Source organism: Nocardioides panzhihuensis (assembly GCF_013408335.1).
Classification (GTDB): Bacteria; Actinomycetota; Actinomycetes; order Propionibacteriales; family Nocardioidaceae; genus Nocardioides; species Nocardioides panzhihuensis.
This window is the reverse complement of sequence record NZ_JACBZR010000001.1, coordinates 2161340-2179718: the sequence shown is the minus strand read 5'-3', so window position 1 is coordinate 2179718 and position 18379 is coordinate 2161340. Positions and strand designations below refer to the sequence as shown.

Here is an 18379-nt window from a genome sequence, read left to right as displayed (position 1 = left end):
GTCTCGACACGCTCGCTGGCGCTCGCGGCTCGACCAGCGGGGGCTGGTTCAACCAGCGAGCATGCCCTCGATCAGATCAGCAGCCCGCCGAGTGCCACCCTCGGCGAGCGCATCAGCCCGCAGCTGAGCCGACCGCGCGACCCGGTCGGGATCGTCCAGCAGCTCGAGCAGCGCAGCACGCAGCGCGTCGGCGGTGACGTCCTCGGCATCGATGCGCCGGGCGACACCGAGCTCGACCAGCCGGTCTGCGTTCATGAACTGGTCGACCGCCTGCGGCACCGCCACCATCGGGACGCCGGCCATGAGGCCCTCGCTGCTTCCGCCCATCCCGGCGTGGGTGACGAACCCGCCCGCCTGGGCGAGGACGGCGCGCTGCGGCAGCCAGTGGTGGACCTCGACGTTGCCGGGGAGATCGCCGAGATCGGCCGGGTCGAGCTGGGTGCCGATCGACATGACGACGTGCCAGCCGGGGAGGGCTGCGTATGCCTCGATGCAGGAGCGGAAGAAGTCCACGTCGCCGGTGTAGGCCGAGCCGAAGGAGACCAGCAGGACGTGCTCGGCGTCGACCGGGCGGGTCCAGGCCTCGGCTGAGTCGAGCGCGAAGCACGGTCCGACGAAGGTCACGACCTGCTCGTCGACCAGCTCCGCGTTGGGCTGCATCGCCCGCGGGATGAGGGCGAGCGCACGCTCGGGCGCTCCGGCGAACGCTCCGGGCTCGCGGGTGGTCGCCCCGGCTTCCTTGAGCCAGCTGGTGAACGTGCTCAGGTAACCGTCGTAGCCAGGCAGCTGCTCCACCTGCGCGCCGACCTCCTCGGCGTACCCCTCCCAGGCGACGAACGTCGGCGAGAGCTGGACGAACGGGCGCTGCTGCTTCTCGGCCAGGGCCCGGACGGCGTAGCCACCGATGTCGTAGAGGTAGAGGTCGGCGGGATCTGCGTCGTAGAACGCGTGCAGATGAGGGAGCGCCTGGATCGCGTCGTCGAGGAAGATGCGCATTCCGGCGATCGGGTCGTCCGGCCACTGCCGATCCTCGACGGGAAGCACCGTCGGCACCGGAACCAGCTCGGCCCCGGTCGGTTTGATCGTGTCGGCCATCGACTCGTGCGTGGCGTAGGTGACCCGATGACCGCGCGCCACCAGCTCCTTGATCAGCTCCACACTCGGCAGGATGTGGCTGATCGCAGGGGAGGCGACCATCGCGATGTGGTGCGGGAGCGAAGGCAGTGAAGAAGTCGTCACAACCTCGGACGCTATCCGGCTCGCGCAGCCTGATGCGACCGAGTTCTGCGTCGACACCAGGTCACCAGTCCGTCGCGTTCTGTTCACTGCCCGTGAGCCGTGACTCGTCCGTCTCGTAGGTTTGCGGGGTTAACGTCGTAGTCGTGTCTGTTCGTCGGGCCTCGGTGTCCCAATCCACGATCTGCGTACTGCTGCTGGGCGTGCTCGGCTTCGCGATGAGTGCCCAGGTGGCGATCGCGATGCCCGCCCTGTTCAAGGCCGACGAGCGCGCCCACGCGGCATATGCGGTGGCGCTCTCCCAGGGAACGCTGCCGACGATCTACACCGACATCCCCGACGACCCGGTGCGCTACCCGCAGCTCGCCGAGAGCCTCTTCGGAGCCGACGAGGCCCACCGCGACATCTGGGTGGCCAACCACCCGCCCCTCTTCTACGTGATGAGCCAGCCGCTGGTGTGGCTCGGTGACGCCGTCGGATCGCCCGGCCTGACGCTGCTCGGGATGCGGTTGCTCAACGCCCTCGGCTTCGCCCTGACCACGATCCTGGTCGGTCTGCTGGCGCGAGAGCTGGTGCCACGGCGTCCGGTGGTTCCGGTGATCGCCTCGGCGATGTGTATCGGCTGCGGCGCGATGACCTTCGTGGGTGGCGGCATCTACAATGACGGCTGGTCCTCGGCGGCGGCGTTCATGACGCTCTTCCTCGGCTTCCGGATGATCCGCCAGGGAGTGACGCGTGAGCGTCTGATCGCCGCGACCGCAGTCGGTGTTGCCGCCGCCGGGTTCCGGTCGACCGGCCTGGTCGCGGTCCTCTTCCTCGGCGCCTGCGTGCTGGTCGCCATGTGGCTGCGGGAGCCCTCGCTGCGTACGTTCCTGAGAGGTACGTTCTGGCGTGCCGCGGGAATCGTCGCGTGCATCGGTCTGGCGCCGGTGGTCGTGTTCGGATGGTTCTACGTACGCAACATCCAGCTCTACGGGGACCCGACCGCTTCGAGCTCACTCTTCGAGAAGTTCGGTCGCGAACCCAACGGCTCGACACTGTTCCAGCTGGTCAACCCGGAGTTCTACGGCCATCTCCTCGGCAGCCTGTGGACGGACGGCAACATCGCCAACCACTGGAGCCAGGCGGCCGCCATCGTGCTCACGCTCACCGTGGTCGGCCTCGTGCTCGATGCCGCGGCGAAGGCCAACCCGCGCCGCACGGGAGTGCTGCAGCGCATCCAACTGGCCCCGCAGAGCACGATGCACCACCGGCAGGACCTGGCGATCTGGGCGCTCCTCGGCGGCTACTGCCTGCTGATCCTGATCAACGTCGCGGGGTTCATCGCCGGTGGCGGCTGGATCCATGCGCGGTACGCGGTGCCGTTCCTGCCGTTCCTCGCGGCCGGCGCCGGGATCGCGGCGCTGCGTCTGGGGCGGGCCTTCCCCTACCGACCGCTCCCGACGGGAGCGGCGACCGGAGGGACCGCGTTCGACGAGGCTCGCGATCTGCGGATCGGGCTCGGCGTCTCGCTCGCGTTCATGGTCGTGGGCCTGGTGTGTCACCTCGACACCGAGCAGTACGTCGACGGGCCGGTCAGCAGCACCTTCGCGCTGGTCGCCCTGGTGGCGGCCGACCTGGTGATGTTCGCGGTCGCCGCCTATGTCGCCACCGAGCTGCGCCGACGGATGCGGCCGGGCACCTTCGACGCCGTCCCCACGCTGGCCGAGCCTGTGACCGAGCCTGTGCCTGGTCCTGTGACCGATGTCGCGCGTCCACATGAGGGTTTCGGCTCCTCACCGGCCCGCCCGGCAAAGTAGCCTCTCTATGTGAATCCGCACGGTCCCGAGCCCTCCACGCGAGCCTGGGTCGTCTGGGGCATCGCCCTCGCGGTCTACGGCTTGGCGGTATTCCATCGCAGCAGCCTCGCCGTCGCCGGGCTGGTGGCCACCGAGCGCTTCGGGATCAGCGCCAGCCAGCTGGCGACGTTCGTCATGCTCCAGCTGCTCGTCTACGCGGCGATGCAGGTGCCGGTCGGGCTGCTGGTGGACCGGTTCGGCTCTCGTACGATCCTGACCGCCGGCGTACTGATCCTGGCGGTGGCCCAGGCAGGCTTCGCCTTCGCCGACTCCTACCCGCTCGCGCTGCTTGCGCGGACGTTCGTGGGGATGGGCGACGCGATGACGTTCATCTGCGTGCTGCGCCTGGTGCCGTCGTGGTTCCCGCTTCGGCGGGTGCCGCTGGTCAGCCAGCTGACCGGCACGGTCGGACAGCTCGGTGCGATCGCCGCTGCCGTCCCGATGACCTGGGCGCTGGGACAGCTGGGCTGGACCTGGGCCTACCTGACCGCTGCGCTGATCGGTCCGGTGCTGCTCGTGCTGCTGCTCGTCTTCGTCCACGACGGCCCCGGCGACCGGCACCGTCGCGGCACGTCGCTCACCCCACGCGAGCTCGTCCGCAGCCTCAGGGCGTCCTGGTATCAGCCGGGAACACGCCTCGGCTTCTGGATACATTTCTCCACCCCGTTCAGCTCCCACCTGATGGGCCTGCTGTGGGGCTTCCCGTTCCTGGTCGCCTCGGAAGGCCTCTCCGACACGCTCGCCGGTTCGCTGCTCTCGGTCGCCGTCGTGGCGGCACTCGCCGCAGGCCCGGTGATAGGCCTTCTCGCCGGGCGCCACCCCTGGCACCGCTCGACGGTGGCGCTGACGATGATCGCCGCGATGGCGTCGGTCTGGGCGCTCGTGCTCGCTTGGCCTGGGGAGGCTCCGCTGCCGGTCCTGCTGCTCCTGATGTGCGTCGTCGGCGCCGGCGGGCCGGCTTCGATGATCGGCTTCGACGTCGGCCGAACCAGCAACCCGCCCTCGCGGATGGCGAGTGCCAGCGGGATCATCAACCAGGGTGGTTTCGTCGCTGCGCTGCTCGCGATCGTGCTCGTCGGCTGGATCCTCGACTGGCGTACGCCCGAAGCCTCGACCACCTACACGCCAGAGGCATTCCGCTGGGCGATGTCGGTGCAGTATCTGTTCTGGGGCCTCGGGGTGGTGCAGATCTGGCGTCACCGGCGCGATGTACGGCGGCGTACGACCCGCGAGCAGGTCGCATCGGGCTCCTCGATGGTCGCCGACTGAGCGGCGTCCGCCACGAGGACGGCGAGTCTTCGCCGACTCGTCATCTGACGGCAAACCGCCACGGCGGCTGATCGGCACCCGCGGCCACTAGCTTGTCGAGGTGCCTACGCCCACGCGCTCGCTCTCCCAGGTGACCGTATGCCTGCTCCTGCTGGGGGTGGTCGGCTTCGCGATGAGCGCGCAGTACGCGATCGGGATGCCGCCGCTGCTCAAGGCCGACGAGAAGCAGCACGCGGCGTACGCCATCGTTCTGTCCCAGGGCGTCCTCCCGACCATCGACACCAACACCCCGGCCGACCCGATGCGCTACCCGCAGTTCGCCGAGGCGCTCTTCGGGCTCGACGAGCCGCGCCGCGACATCTGGGTCGCCAACCATCCGCCGCTGTTCTACGTGATGAGCCTGCCGCTGGTCTGGCTCGGCGACGCCGTCGGCGATGTCGGGGTGACCCTCCTCGGGATGCGGCTGCTCAACGCTCTCGGCTACGCCCTGAGCATCATCCTGATTGGTCTGCTGGCGCGTGAGCTGGTGCCCAGACGCCGGGTGGTCCCGGTGCTCGCCGCCGCGACGGTGCTCGGCTGCGGCGCGGTGACCTACGACGGCGGCGCGATCTACAACGACGGCTGGGGCACGGTCGCCGCCTCGCTGACCCTGCTGCTCGGATTCCGGATGGTCCGCGAGGGCGTCACTCGCGACCGGCTGATCTGGGCGACGGTCGCGGGTGTGGCGGCGGCCAGCTTCCGCTCGACCGGCCTGGTGGCTGTGCTGGTGCTCGGTGCCTGTGTGCTGGCGGCGCTGTGGCTGCGAGACCCGACGATGCGTACGTTCCGTCGGGGAGTCCTCCTCGCCGTCCGGATCGGGCTGGCGCCGGTGGTCGTGATCGGCTGGTTCTACCTCCGCAACATCGTGCTCTACGGCGATCCGACGGCCTCCGCGGCGCTCTTCGAGAAGTTCTCGCGTCAGACCCACGGCGACACCCTCTTCCAGCTGGTCAACCCCCAGCTCTACCTGCACCTCTACGGCTCGCTGTGGGCCGACGACGTGATCCCGAAGGTCTGGGCCCTGGCCGCCGCGGCGACGCTGGTCGTCACCGTCACTGGCCTCGTGCTCGACGTCAACGCCAAGGCTCGCCCGCGGCCCGGCGGGGTGATGCGCCGCGTGGTGATCCCCGGCCCGGAGCCGACCCTCCTGCAGCGTCGGCTGGAGCTGGCCGTGCGGGTGCTGATGGGGATCTACTGCGTGATCATCCTCGTCAACGTGGCATCCTTCCACGCCGGTGGCGGCTGGATCCACGCCCGCTACGCGGTGCCGTTCCTGCCCGTGATCGCGGTACTGACCTCGTTGGCCATCCTGCGTCTCAGCCGGCGCTGGGTGAGCGGCGTCGATGAGGCTGTGCTGGATGAGGCTGTGCTGGATGAAGAGGGTGTCGACCTGCGGATCACTCTCTACGCCAGCGTGGGGTTCATCGTCTCGGCGATGGTCGCCCACCTCCACATCCAGCAACGGATCGACGGGCCCGCGGACGCCTCCTGGCTCGTCGCCCTGATCGCGGCCGATCTGGTGATGTTCGCCGTCGCCGCGTACGTCGCCGCGCAGCTGCGCCGGCGGCTGCGGTCGGAAGGTGAACCCTTCGCCCGCCGGTCATCTGTCGACCAACCGCGCGTCGCCCGGGTGAGCCACTGATCGGTGATCGTGGTCGCCGCCCACCCCACCTCAAGGAGTTCCTGTGGTTGACATCGATCGTCGTAGGTTCCTCGGTCTCGCCGGCGGCGCAGCTGCGCTGACCATGCTCGACCAGAGCATCGCGCGCGCCGCCTCCATCCCCGCAGCCCGCCGGACCGGCACCATCCGCGACATCGAGCACGTGGTCGTCCTGATGCAGGAGAACCGCAGCTTCGAGCACTACCTGGGCACCCTGCGCGGCGTACGCGGCTTCGGCGACCCGCACCCGGCGATCCTGCCCTCGGGCAAGCCGGTATGGCACCAGCCGAACGGCGACGGCGAGCTGCTCCCGTTCCACCCCGAGGTAGACGACCTGGGTGCCGCGTTCCTCGAGGGCCTCCCGCACAGCTGGACCGACGGCCAGCAGGCGATCAACGGCGGTCGCTACGACCAGTGGGTGCCGGCCAAGGGCACCACCACGATGGCGTACCTCCAGCGACAGGACGCGGCCTTCCACTTCGCGCTGGCCGACGCGTTCACGGTGTGCGACGCCTACTACTGCTCCTTCATCGGCAACACCGACCCCAACCGCTACTACATGCTCTCGGGCTGGACCGGCAACGACGGCAAGGGCGGCGGGCCGGTGCTCTACAACGACGAGGCCGGCTACGACTGGACCACCTACGCCGAGCGGCTCGAGGCCGCCGGGGTGAGCTGGAAGGTCTACCAGGACGAGGGCAACGGCCTCAACGCCGAGGGTGACAACTGGTGGGGCTGGACCAAGGACGCCTACATCGGCAACTATGGCGACAACTCGCTGCTCTACTTCAACCGGTTCCAGGACGCCCAGTCCGGCGACCCGCTCTTCGAGAAGGCCCGCACCGGCACCCGCGCGGTCGACGGGCAGGACTACTTCGAGATCCTGCGCGCCGACGTCGAGGCCGACAACCTGCCCTCGGTGAGCTGGATCGCAGCACCGGAAGCCTTCTCCGAGCACTCGAACTGGCCGACCAACTACGGCGCCTGGTACATCTCCAAGGTCCTCGACGCGCTCACCTCGAACCCTGAGGTGTGGTCGAAGACTGCGCTGTTCATCACCTACGACGAGAACGACGGTTTCTTCGACCACTTGGTGCCGCCGCACATCAACAGCCCGCTGGTGCCGGGGGAGTCGACGGTCTTGACCGAGCACGAGCTCTACACCGGCTCTCACGGTGACGGCCACTACGGGTTGGGGCCGAGGGTGCCGATGTTCGTCGTCTCCCCGTGGAGCGTCGGTGGCTGGGTCTCGTCGGAGACCTTCGACCACACCTCGATCCTGCGATTCATGGAGAAGCGCTTCGGTGTCGCCGAGCCCAACATCACGCCATGGCGCCGCGCCGTGTGTGGCGACCTGACCTCGGCCTTCGACTTCTCCCGCACCTCCGAGCCGCCTGCGCTCCCCGACACGAGCGGATGGGAACCCGCCGACCGCGAGCGCCACCCGGACTACGCCCCGGAAGCACCGGCCACCGGGACGATGCCGACGCAGGAGCGAGGCACCCGTCCGGCTCGCCCGACGCCCTATCGGCTCGAAGTCGTCGAGACGGCCGCCGTCGGCGAGATCGCTGTCGAGATCCACAACGCAGGCAGCGTCGGCGCTCACTTCCAGGCTCGGCTGCTCGCTCCGGAGGGGGCGCCGCACAGCTACACGGTCGGCGCCGGCGCCACCATCTCGGTGCGCTGGCCGGTCAGCGGCGACTACGAGATCCACCTGCACGGTCCGAACGGCTTCTTCCGCTCCTACGCCGGCACCGCGGGCGCCGACCCCGCCCCCGCCAACCTGCGGCGCGAGGGCCGCTCGCAGCGACTCGCCGTGAACGCGCCCGGCGAAGCCGATATCACCAGTGCCTACGCCGGCAGGATCCGCTCCCGCCACGTCGACACCCGCGCCACCGGAGGCTGGTACGACCTGACCCTCACGGTCCCGGGCACCACATGGGTACGCGGGTTCGCCGGCCACCTGGAGAACGGACGTCCCTCGGTGAGCGACCCGCAGCTGGGCGCTTAGGACGGATCGCCGGGCCGGTCCTTCTCGGACTGGCCCGGCGGCTCGAGGATCGGGGCAGAATCCTCGGAGGCGGCCTCGATCTCGGCCTTGGCCGCCTTCTTCGCCGCCTTCTTGGCGGCCTTCTTCTCGAGGCGGTTCACCTCACGCTGGACGATCGCCTCGCGGCGTACGCCGGTGCCGACCAGGTTCACGATCAGGAAGAGCATCGGGTAGACCGGCCAGGGATGCCCGTCGGGCGCGGAGGTGAACAGCCAGATGCCCCAGGTGATGAGGCTGACCATCAAGAAGGTGGCGACCGCCTCCTGCAGCTCCTTGCGGTAGGCAGCCGCACCCTGTTCGCGGAAGTCGCGCGTCGCAGGCAGGTTCGCCCCGGCCTCCTCGACGACCGGCTCGACCACCACGAGATCGTCCACGAGCCCGGGGAGCTCTCCGAGCGTACGGGTCTCCAGCAGGCTGCTGACCCGCTCCTCGTGCTCCTCGCGGGTCAGCCGGCCGTCGGCGAAGGCGTCGGTGAGAACGCTGCGGACGACCTCGCGATCGGCATCGGAAGCGCGCATACGTGCGTTGTCGGCCAGTCTCGGGTCGAGACGGAACCGCGTCCAGAAACCCTCCACACCGCCAGCCTAGACGCCAACCGGACACGGTGTGCTGAAGCGGCTGCATTAGAGTGACTGGCGCAGGCTACCTGCTAGTATAGAACACGTTCTAGTTTTGCTCTGCCTAGTATTCGAGGGAGGTGGCGGATGCGGATCGCTCTGCTGTCGTATCGCAGCAAGCCGCACGTCGGCGGTCAAGGCGTCTATATCCGCCATCTGAGTCGGGAGCTGGCCAAGCTCGGTCACACCGTCGAGGTGTTCTCCGGACAGCCGTACCCCGATCTCGACCTCGAGGGAGAGGGCGTCACCCTCACCAAGGTGCCGAGCCTGGGCCTCTACGAGGAGCCGAACCCGTTCGGCAACCCGAAGCTCTCCGAGATCCGCGACCTGGTCGACATCGAGGAGTGGGCGCGCATGCGCACCGGCGCCTTCCCCGAGCCGCTGACCTTCGCCAAGCGCGTCCTCAAGGTGCTGGCCGAGCGCGAGGGCGACTTCGACATCGTCCACGACAACCAGACGCTGGCCACGCCGCTGCTGCGGATCGAGCCCGAGCTCGGACTGCCGCTGGTGACCACCATCCACCACCCGATCTCCTTCGACCAGCGCATCGAGATGAAGAGCGCGCAGGGCTGGCGGAAGAAGTTCGGCGTCTGGCGCTGGTACTCGTTCGTGAAGATGCAGGCGAAGGTCGCCGCGCAGCTGCGGCACGTCATCACGCCGTCGGACAACTCCAAGCGCGACATCCTCACCGACTTCGGTGTCCCCTCGGACCGGGCGCAGACCGTGCACCTGGGTGTCCCGGAGGAGTTCGTCCCGCCCACCGCACCCCGCGTCCGTGGCCGGATCCTGGCCATGGCCAGCGCCGACGCCCCGCTGAAGGGCATCGCGTTCCTGCTCGAGGCCTTCGCCAAGCTGCGTACCGAACGTGACCTGGAGCTGGTCCTGGTCTCCAAGCCCAAGAAGGGCGGTCCCACCGAGCAGCTCATCGAGAAGCTCGCGATCGAGGACCACGTACGTTTCGTCAACGGCATCTCCGACTCCGAGCTCGTCGAGCTGATGGGCTCCGCGGAGATCGCCTGCGTGCCCTCGCTCTACGAGGGATTCTCGCTGCCCACCGCCGAGCTGATGGCGTGCGGCACCCCGCTCGTCGTCTCCCGCGCCGGCGCGATCCCCGAGGTCGTCGGCCCCGACGACCTGTGTGCCGCCCAGGTCACCCCGGGTGACACCGAGGAGCTAGAGCAGGCCATCGCGGCACTGCTCGACGACCCCGAGCGGCGGGCTCGCTACTCGGCCGCCGGGCGCACCCGGGTCGAGGAGCACTTCTCCTGGCACGCCGTCGCCGAGCGGATGACGGCGCTCTACCAGCAGGCCATCGACGAGTTCGGTTCGACAAGCCCGACGGTCTCGACAAGCCCGTCCACCGATGAGAGGAAGTGAGCCGTGCTCACCGTTGACTTCGACCGCCTTGGCCTGCAGCCGGGGGAGCGCGTGCTCGACATGGGTGCCGGTGGTGGCCGGCACGCCTTCGAGATGTACCGCCGCGGCGCCGACGTGATCGCGTTCGACCAGGACGCCGAGGAGCTCACTAAGGTCAGCGACTGGTTCTTCGCGATGCGTGAGGAAGTCCCCGAAGGCGCGAACGCGGAGGTCAAGGAGGGCGACGCGCTCTCGCTGCCGTTCGCCGACGGCGAGTTCGACCGGATCGTCGCAGCCGAGGTGCTCGAGCACATCCACCGCGACGTCGACGCCATCAAGGAGCTCGTCCGGGTGCTCCGCCCCGGCGGCACCCTCGCCATCTCGGTCCCGCGCTGGCTGCCCGAGGTCGTCAACTGGAAGCTCTCCGAGGACTACCACAACACCACCGGCGGCCACATCCGCATCTACACCGACCACGAGCTCATCGACAAGGTCACCAAGGCCGGCCGCCCCAACGACGGCACCCCCGGCGAGGCGATGGTCTTCGAGGGCAAGTCCTACGCCCACGGCCTGCACGCGCCCTACTGGTGGCTGAAGTCGGCCGTCGGCGTCGAGAACGACAAGAACGTCCTGGTCAAGGCCTATCACCAGATCCTCGTCTGGGAGATCATGAAGAACCCGCTGCCGCTGCGGCTGGCCGGGAAGGTCCTAGACCCGGTGATCGGCAAGAGCATGGTCCTCTACTTCCGCAAGCCGAGCCGCGTCGCCTCCGACCCCACGACGACCGATTGATCCTCGGATGAGTTTCGAGATCCCGTACGTCGACGGGGTGCTGACCCCTGCCCAGATCGTCGCCACGGCCGAGTCGATCGCCCGCGCCCAGGAGCCGTCGGGCGCGATCCCGTGGGTGCCCGGCCAGCACACCGACATCTGGAACCATGTCGAGGCGGCCATGGGCCTGCTCGTCGGTGGCCTGGTGGCGGAGGCCGAGGCTGCGTACGACTGGATCCCGTCTCTGCAGAACGCCGACGGCTCGTGGCCGATGAAGATCGTCGACGGCACGGCGGTCGAGACGGTCGGTGAGTCGAACATGTCGGCCTACTTCGCGGTCGGGCTCTGGCACCACTGGCTGATCCGGCGTGACCGGGCGTTCGTGGAGCGGCTGTGGCCCTCCGTACGTGCGGGGCTCGACTTCGTGGTCGGGCTGCAGTTGCCCTTCGGCGGCATCGGCTGGACGCCGCGGGATCCGTTCGCCCTGCTCACCGGCTCGTCCTCGATCTACCAGTCGCTGCGTGCCGGCGTCGCTCTCGCCGACCTGATGGACGACCCGCAGCCGGAGTGGGAGATCGTCGGCGGCCGGCTCGGCCACGCGCTGCGCCACCACCGCGACTCGTTCGAGGACAAATCCCACCACTCCATGGACTGGTACTACCCGGTCCTCGGGGGAGCCGCGGTCGGCGACGCCGGGCACGACCTGATCGAGTCGCGCTGGGACCACTTCGTACGCCCCGGCCTCGGCGCCCTCTGCGTCGACACCAACCCGTGGGTCACCGGCGCGGAGACGTGCGAGCTGGCGATGGCGCTGGACAACATCGGCGACCACCGCCGTGCCCTCCGCCTGCTGACGGAGATGCAGCACATGCGCGCGGCCGACGGCGGCTACTGGACCGGCTGGGTCTACGAGTCGCCGGACTACCCCAACCCGAACCCCAACGCGTTCTGGCCCGAGGAGCACTCCACCTTCACCGCCGCCGCCGTCATCCTGGCCGCGGACGCACTGGGGGAGCGCTACGGCGCAGCCACCGCCGGCTCCGGGATCATGCGCGGCACCTCGCTCGCCGCTCCGTTCGACGAGCTGGCGCTCGAGTGTGGGTGCGAGACGTCAGAGGCGTCGCAGCACGCGTAGCGATCCGACGGCGTTGATCTCCTCGAACTGCTTCGAGGCGAGCGCGGGAAGGTAGATCTCCTCGTACGGCGGCCGGCCGCCGTCGGCGGGGTCCGGGAACACGTCGTGGACCAGCAGCAGGCCACCGGGCATCACCTTCGGGGCCCAGCCGCGGTAGTCCAGCTGCGCGGGCTCGACGCCGTGGCCGCCGTCGATGAAGAGGAACGAGACCGGGGTCGTCCACCACCGGCTCACGGTCGTCGACGCGCCGATCACTGCGACCACCTCGTCCTCGAGACCGGCCCGCTCGATGGTGCGCCGGAACGTCGGCAGCGTGTCCAGCCGCCCGGTGGCCGGGTCGACCAGGCCGGTGTCGTGGTGCTCCCAGCCCGCCTGGTTCTCCTCGCTGCCATGGTGGTGGTCGACGGTGAACACCGTGCCGCCGGTCAGCCTCGCCGCCGCGCCCAGATAGACCGACGACTTCCCGCAGTAGGTGCCGATCTCCACCGCCGGCCCGTGGGGCAGCCGCTCCACGGCGTACGCGAACAGCGCCTGGCCTTCCTCGGGAGGCATGAACCCCGTCGCGTCGAGGGCGTGCTTCAGCAGGTCAGGGGGCATCTCGGGTCCGGGCACCCCGGAACCCTAGCCCAGCCGAGGCCGGTTCGCGCCCGGGGTCTGCCATCGATGAGAATCCAACCCATGACGAGACGCGCACCGGCGGGGCACTCGGTGCTGGTCGTGCCGGTGCCGGAGCTGGAGACGTACGTCCTGGAGCGGACGCGACACTACGACGACTCGTTCGTTTCGGCCGATCCCGCATTCGTCCATGCGCACATCACCCTGTTGGCGCCCTTCCTGGCGGAGCCGTCGGCGAGCGATCTGGAGCGGGTCGCGAAGATCACGGAGGCCGCCTCGCCCTGGACCTATGACCTCGCCGCGGTCGAGATGTCCGCCGGCGGCAACATCCATCTGGCTCCGGAGCCGGCCGCGCCGTTCGCGGCCCTCACCGCCGAGCTGACTGCCGCGTTCCCGCAGTGCCCACCCTATGGAGGGCGATTCGAGCCGGTGCCACACCTGACCGTCGACCACGTCGCCGGGGGAGCGGACCTCGAGTCGACACGTAAGTCGCTCGCCCCCGTGCTGCCGGCGCGGTGCCGTGCCGACCGGATCAGCCTGCAGTGGTACGCCAACCACGGCTGCCGGCTGATCGCCGAGTGGTCACTGGGTGGGGCGCCGCTGCCGGCCGAGCGATGAGCTGAGCCGCGTCAGGGGGCCGACGCGGATATCGCCTGCATCACGTAGCCGATGGCGACCAACATCGTGAGGCTGCTGATGGCGATGCCGGCGACCGCGGCCCAGCGACCGCGACGCTTCTCATCGGCGGTGCGGGCCAGGCCGATGATGCCGAGGATGAAACCGAGCGGGCCACACAGCAGCACGCTGGCGAGCAGCGATGCGACCGAGACGCCGTCGAGCGGCGCGGAGTAGAGCGACCAAGCGTTTCCGGACTTGTCTGCCGCCTGAGTCGCGGGCGGTGGGCTCGCCTGCTGGGGAGCCACAGGCTGGGGCGGCACACCCTGCGCGCCTGCAGTCGGCGAGCCGGCCTGCTGAGGACGAGGCGGTTCCGTCGCCGCTGGCGGTGGCTTCGGTGCGACCGGCCGCTGGCGAGGGGAGAGCGCCGGGTTCGCCGAGCGAGCCTGGCGGGTGGTCTGACGCAGCCGGCTGGCCGAGGGCCGCACGCGAGCGGGCCGCGGTGGCACGGGGCCCTGGGAAGTGCTGTCGGGTGGCGGCGTTGCAACGGGAGTGTCGCTGCCCCACTGGGCTCGCCAACGCCGGTCGCGGCTCAGTGATGTTGGGCCTGGGGCGCCTTCGGGTGCCTTCCCTCCGGGCTTCGAGGGAGTGGGCTTGCGGCGGCGCCTGGCGAGCTCCTCGTCGAGCGTCGCCCTCGCGGCCGGATCGAGCAGAACGTCACGCGCCCGGTTGATGCGCATCATCAGCTCGCCGTCAGCTGCCCGGCCGCCACGGTCCGGGTGGAACTGCTTGGCCAGCTCTCGGTGGCGGGCTCGCACGGCCGCGTCGTCCGCGTCCGGGGCGACCTGGAGCACGGCGTAGGCGTCGATGAACTTGCCGCTCATTCAACGCCCCCCACGCACAGTCCTTCGGTTGTCGGCCTCGCCCCCGGGGACGTCCGCACCCGGTGCCCAAGAATCCCAGAGCAGTGAAATCCTAGAGCAGTCGCGGCGAGATGCTGGTTTCGCCACGGGAAATTGATCGAGGGCCGCCCGATCGGGCGGCCCTCGAGTGGAGCGGACGACGAGGCTCGAACTCGCGACCTCAACCTTGGCAAGGTTGCGCTCTACCAACTGAGCTACGTCCGCTTGCGAGAAGAAACATTAGCGGATGTGGCCCGTGTACCTCCAACTGGGGCCCCTGCGTGTCACGAAGGTTCCTCGGGAAGATCGGTCGACGGCGTACGTCGCTCGATCTGCTCCATCAGCTGCGCGAACTGGGCTCGGTGGGCCGCCTTCAGGTCCTCGAGCCGCTCGCTCGCGTGGGCGCGCTCACGTTCGAGCTCGGCCCGGGTGGCGTCGCGATCCGCCTTCGCCGCGGCCTCGCTGCCGCGGAGGTCGGCGAGCCGGTCCCGAAGGGCGTCGACCTGCTCGAGCGCGGTGTCACGCTGCGTACGCAGCCCGGCAGTCGTCGTCTCCGCGCCGGCCGCTGCCTTCTCGGCGGCCTTCTTCTCCGCGACCAGCTGCTCCTGCAGCCGCGCCATCTCCTTCTCGGCGTGGTCGGCGCGCGCGGTCTCGCTCCGGCGGCGTTGCACGGCTGCGGCGTGCTCGGCGCGTGCCTTCTCGAGGTTCTCGGTCAGGATTGTTCGCTCGGAGGTCACTTCTGCGAGCCGGCTCTCCAGCGCGGCGACCGTCTCGGCGGCCCGCACGGCGGCGGACCCCGCCTCGGACTCGACTGTCTCGAGGGCAGTCTGCGCGGTCTGGCGTGACTCCTCGGCCGCGGCCGTGGCGGCCAGCGCCTCTCCCAGGATCTCGGCCGAGCGTTCGGCCTCCTCCGATGCCTCCGCGGCGGCGGCATCCGCCTCGTCCCGTTCGGCCTCGGCCGCACGCCGGGCTTGCTCGGCCCGCACCGCTTGAGCGCTCGCTGCGGCGATCTGCTCCTGCGCCTCGCTCTGGACGGTGGCGATCTGGGCCTCGGCAGCGGTCAGGTCGCCGAGCGTACGCAGCTCCTCCAGCGCCTTCGGGAGCTGGTCGAGAAACCTGTCGGCGAGCTGGGTCAGCTGGGTGGTGATCTCCGCGGCCCGCTGCTGGGCGGCTTGGACGGGCCGTGCGGTCTCTTCGAACGGCCTCTCCGCGACGAGCCGCTGCAGGCGCTTCCGCTCGCGCCAGGCTGCGGCGCGGTTGTGGGCGGGATCGTCGCAGTACTCCGGCGGCCGGCCGCTTCCGTTCTCCGGCACCGCCGCGGGCAGAGGACAGCCGGGGAAGCGACAGCGCTTCTCATCGACAGCAATCGTTTCCGTCATTACGTCAGCATAACGTGACGAAAGACGTAACGAAAACGGAAAGCCGTCAAAATGAGATCCCGAGGAGACACACAACATAACTGGCATTATGATGTGTGCCGTGAGCACGCTCGAGAACGATCCGCAGACCCCCTCCACAGACCTGGCGGTGACGGAATCCGTCAGAGAGCTGTTCCTCGACGACCTCGGGGAGCTGCCCCGAGGAAAACGTGCCGAGGCCCTCGCCCGCAGGTTCCTGCTCTCCTACGCAGGGCACACCCGCGCGGCGTACGGAAGAGACCTCGCCGACTGGTTCAGCTGGTGCGCGGCGTTGGAGATCGACCCGCTCGCCGCCAACCGTGCGATGGTCGACGGCTATGCCCGCCACCTGGAGACGCGGCGCAGCCCGGCAACGATCGCCCGGCGGCTCTCCGCGATCGCCGGCTTCTACCGATACGGCGTGGCCGAGGGCGCCCTGACCACATCGCCGGCCGAGCACATCAAGCGCCCCAAGACAAGCAACGACTCCCAGACGCTGGGCATGGACAGGGGAGAGGCACGGGCGTTCCTCGCCGCCGCACGCGAGCACTCCAGCCGCGCCGCGGCGCTCGTGACCCTTCTGCTCCACGACGGCCTGCGCATCTCCGAGGCTCTCGGCGCCGACGTGACCGATCTCAGCCACTCCCGCGGCCACCGCATCCTGACCATCACCCGCAAGGGCGGCGCTCGCCGCGACGTCGTCCTCAACCCGGCGACGTCACAGGCGCTCGACAGCTACCTCGACGCCCGAGTCGATGGCCCGGTCTTCGTCACGAGCACCGGCAACCGCTGGCACCGCTCCGAGGCCTTCCGTCTCATCCGCCGCCTCGGCGCCGCCGCCGGCGTCGAGCACGGCGACAAGCTCTCTCCGCACAGCCTCCGCCACACCTTCGTCACCCTGGCCCGCGAGGCCGGCGTACCTCTCGAGGACGTCCAGGACGCCGCCGGTCACGCCGACCCCCGCACCACCCGCCGCTACGACCGCGGCCGGCACAACCTGGACCGCCACCCCGCGTACGCCCTGGGTGCCTTCCTCGCCGACTGACCCACCCACCCCGAAACGTCAGTTTCTGACCGCGAGATGTCAGTTTCTGACCAAGAGGCCAGTAGAACTGACTCCTCGCCGCCAAATAGTGACTTCTCGGCGTCAGAAGGTGACCTCTCGGCGCCGAGCTGACCATCGCGGGCTCAACCCTTCTCCAACCTCACCTCTGCGACCGTAGGCCCGCTAGGCCCGTCACCGTCGACGAAGGAGATCCGGTATGAGCCAGGAACTGACCAGCGACTACGTGGTGGTGGGGGCCGGATCGGCGGGCGCCGTGCTCGCGGCGCGGCTCAGCGAGGACCCGGGGGTCCAGGTGACTCTGCTGGAGGCCGGGCAGCGCGACAAGGGTATGAACATCCACATTCCGGCCGCGTTCTCGAAGCTCTTCCAGACCGAGCACGACTGGGACTACTCCACCGAGCCACAGCCCGAGCTCGGCGGCCGGAGGATCTACTGGCCACGCGGCCGGATGCTCGGTGGCTGCTCCTCGATGAACGCGATGATGTGGGTCAAGGGCTTCCAGGCCGACTACGAGGAATGGGGCGCGGCCGCCGGACCCGAGTGGGGCTGGGATGCCGTCAAGAAGACGTACGCACGGCTCGAGGACGTCGAGGACGCCACCGCTCTGGACGGTATCGGCGGCCCGGTCCGCGTCGAGCGGCAGCGAAGCCCGCGTGCCTGCACCGAGTCGTTCCTGCAGGCCGCCGAGCAGGCTGGCTACCCGCGCGGGCGGGCCAACGGCCCCAACCCCGAGGCGTTCGTCGAGACCATGGTCACCCAGCGCAGGGGAGCCCGGTGGAGCACGGCCGCCGCCTACCTCAAGCCCGCCGCCAAGCGCGCCAACCTGAGAGTGGTCACCGGTGCCCAGGTCTCCCGGGTGACCTTCGACGGCAGTCGGGCGACCGGGGTCGAGGCCGTCGTCGACGGCCAGCGGACGACGATCACCGCCCGCCGTGAGGTGATCCTCTCCGGCGGCGCGATCAACACCCCGCAGCTGCTGATGCTCTCCGGGATCGGGCCGGCCGCCCAGCTGAAGGGCTTCGGCATCGACGTCGTCCATGACGCGAAGGAGGTGGGGGAGAACCTCGCCGACCATCTCGTCGCCGGTATCGGCTGGGAGGTCGAGACCGGGTCGCTGGCGACCGCGGAGTCGCTGCGGCAGCTGGCCGACTACCTGCTGCGCAGGCGCGGGATGCTCACCTCGAACGTCGGGGAGGCGTACGGCTTCCTCCGCTCGCGCCCGGACCTGGACGCCCCCGACATCGAGATGATCTTCGCCCCCGCCGGGTTCTTCGATGAGGGCCTGATCGCCTTCCAAGGTGAGGGGGTCGTCGCCGGTCCCATCCTCGTCGACCCGGCCAGCCGCGGCCGGATCACGCTCGCTTCCACCGACCCGTCCGCCAAGGCGGTCATCGACCCGCGCTACCTCTCCGACCCCGAGGGCAGGGACCGCGCCGCGATGGTCGAGGGCGTCCGGGTGGCTCTGGAGATCGCCTCCCAGCCCTCGCTCAAACCGATCCTCGGCAGGTTCCTGCGCCCCGACGTCCCGACCGACTCGACCGCGGAGGAGGTCGCCGACGCGATCCTGGAGCGCCACGCGCACACCCTCTACCATCCCACCGGCACCTGCCGGATGGGCACGGACGAGGCCAGCGTGGTCGACCCCCGGCTGCGCGTACGCGGCGTCGAGGGCCTCCGCGTCGCCGACGCCTCGATCATGCCCAGGATCGTGCGCGGCCACACCAACGCACCGTCGATCCTCATCGGCGAGCGCGCCGCCGAGCTCATCGCGACCGACCGGGCGCCTCAGCGGACCCTTTGAACCCACCCCTGA

The 18379-nt window shown here is 69.7% G+C and carries 15 protein-coding genes and 1 tRNA gene; 10 read left to right on the top strand and 6 right to left on the bottom strand.

The genetic code is table 11. The annotated features are described in order from the left end of the window. Positions 1-48: 48 nt before the first annotated feature. Positions 49-1239: a macrolide family glycosyltransferase gene (locus tag BJ988_RS10335; protein ID WP_343051559.1), complete on the bottom strand. Its 1191-nt coding sequence runs from the start codon at positions 1237-1239 to the stop codon at positions 49-51. A gap of 143 nt (positions 1240-1382) precedes the next feature. Here BJ988_RS10335 and BJ988_RS10330 point away from each other — a divergent pair, with 143 nt between their 5' ends. The 4 genes from BJ988_RS10330 to BJ988_RS10315 all read left to right on the top strand — a co-directional run bounded on the left by BJ988_RS10330 (position 1383) and on the right by BJ988_RS10315 (position 8053). Further along, positions 1383-3035, top strand: coding sequence for a hypothetical protein (locus BJ988_RS10330; RefSeq protein ID WP_179657905.1), 1653 nt, complete (start codon positions 1383-1385; stop codon positions 3033-3035). Between the two features lie 9 nt (positions 3036-3044). Next, positions 3045-4343 (top strand): MFS transporter, encoded by a 1299-nt coding sequence (locus tag BJ988_RS10325; RefSeq protein ID WP_179657904.1) that lies wholly within the window; start codon positions 3045-3047, stop codon positions 4341-4343. Positions 4344-4443: 100 nt separating this feature from the next. Then, entirely contained in the window at positions 4444-6024 is a 1581-nt protein-coding gene (locus BJ988_RS10320; protein WP_179657903.1) for an ArnT family glycosyltransferase, read from the top strand. Positions 6025-6067: 43 nt separating this feature from the next. After that, positions 6068-8053 carry a phosphocholine-specific phospholipase C gene (locus tag BJ988_RS10315; RefSeq protein ID WP_179657902.1) on the top strand — a complete coding sequence of 662 codons (1986 nt, stop codon included), beginning with the start codon at positions 6068-6070 and terminating at the stop codon, positions 8051-8053. On the opposite strand, the gene BJ988_RS10310 is transcribed toward BJ988_RS10315, so the two are convergent. Beyond that, positions 8050-8667 carry a DUF1707 domain-containing protein gene (locus BJ988_RS10310; protein WP_218860734.1) on the bottom strand — a complete coding sequence of 206 codons (618 nt, stop codon included), beginning with the start codon at positions 8665-8667 and terminating at the stop codon, positions 8050-8052. The genes BJ988_RS10315 and BJ988_RS10310 overlap by 4 nt on opposite strands. Before the next feature lie 129 nt (positions 8668-8796). On the opposite strand from BJ988_RS10310, the gene BJ988_RS10305 reads away from it, so the two are divergent. From BJ988_RS10305 to BJ988_RS10295, 3 genes are read left to right on the top strand one after another with little or no spacing between them, the layout of a single operon-like run. After that, a complete protein-coding gene (locus BJ988_RS10305) occupies positions 8797-10086 on the top strand; it encodes a glycosyltransferase family 4 protein (RefSeq protein WP_179657901.1) in 1290 nt (429 codons plus the stop codon). Positions 10087-10089: 3 nt separating this feature from the next. Then, positions 10090-10857 (top strand): methyltransferase domain-containing protein, encoded by a 768-nt coding sequence (locus BJ988_RS10300; RefSeq protein WP_179657900.1) that lies wholly within the window; start codon positions 10090-10092, stop codon positions 10855-10857. 7 nt (positions 10858-10864) lie between these two features. Continuing rightward, the gene (locus BJ988_RS10295; protein ID WP_179657899.1) at positions 10865-11971 is read left to right on the top strand and encodes a prenyltransferase; all 1107 of its coding nucleotides are present in this window, start codon (positions 10865-10867) and stop codon (positions 11969-11971) included. Here the strand turns inward: BJ988_RS10295 and BJ988_RS10290 are convergent. Beyond that, complete coding sequence (locus BJ988_RS10290; protein WP_343051557.1) at positions 11948-12583, bottom strand: class I SAM-dependent methyltransferase; 636 nt, start codon at positions 12581-12583, stop codon at positions 11948-11950. The two genes, BJ988_RS10295 and BJ988_RS10290, sit on opposite strands and share 24 nt — an antisense overlap. 66 nt (positions 12584-12649) lie before the next feature. Here BJ988_RS10290 and BJ988_RS10285 point away from each other — a divergent pair, with 66 nt between their 5' ends. Next, positions 12650-13204, top strand: a complete 555-nt coding sequence (locus tag BJ988_RS10285; RefSeq protein ID WP_179657898.1) for a 2'-5' RNA ligase family protein — start codon at positions 12650-12652, stop codon at positions 13202-13204. Positions 13205-13215: 11 nt separating this feature from the next. Here the strand turns inward: BJ988_RS10285 and BJ988_RS10280 are convergent, their stop codons facing one another. From BJ988_RS10280 to BJ988_RS10270, 3 genes are all read right to left on the bottom strand, one after another. Beyond that, positions 13216-14085, bottom strand: coding sequence for a DnaJ domain-containing protein (locus BJ988_RS10280; protein ID WP_179657897.1), 870 nt, complete (start codon positions 14083-14085; stop codon positions 13216-13218). 167 nt (positions 14086-14252) lie between these two features. Continuing rightward, positions 14253-14328 (bottom strand) — tRNA-Gly (locus BJ988_RS10275). Between the two features lie 59 nt (positions 14329-14387). After that, positions 14388-15482 (bottom strand): coiled-coil domain-containing protein, encoded by a 1095-nt coding sequence (locus BJ988_RS10270; protein WP_179657896.1) that lies wholly within the window; start codon positions 15480-15482, stop codon positions 14388-14390. Between the two features lie 100 nt (positions 15483-15582). Between BJ988_RS10270 and BJ988_RS10265 the strand changes: the two genes are divergently transcribed. Together BJ988_RS10265 and BJ988_RS10260 are read left to right on the top strand one after the other, a co-directional pair. Continuing rightward, entirely contained in the window at positions 15583-16545 is a 963-nt protein-coding gene (locus BJ988_RS10265) for a tyrosine-type recombinase/integrase (protein WP_218860730.1), read from the top strand. Positions 16546-16762: 217 nt separating this feature from the next. Next, positions 16763-18367, top strand: a complete 1605-nt coding sequence (locus BJ988_RS10260) for a GMC family oxidoreductase (RefSeq protein ID WP_179657895.1) — start codon at positions 16763-16765, stop codon at positions 18365-18367. Positions 18368-18379 lie beyond the last annotated feature (12 nt).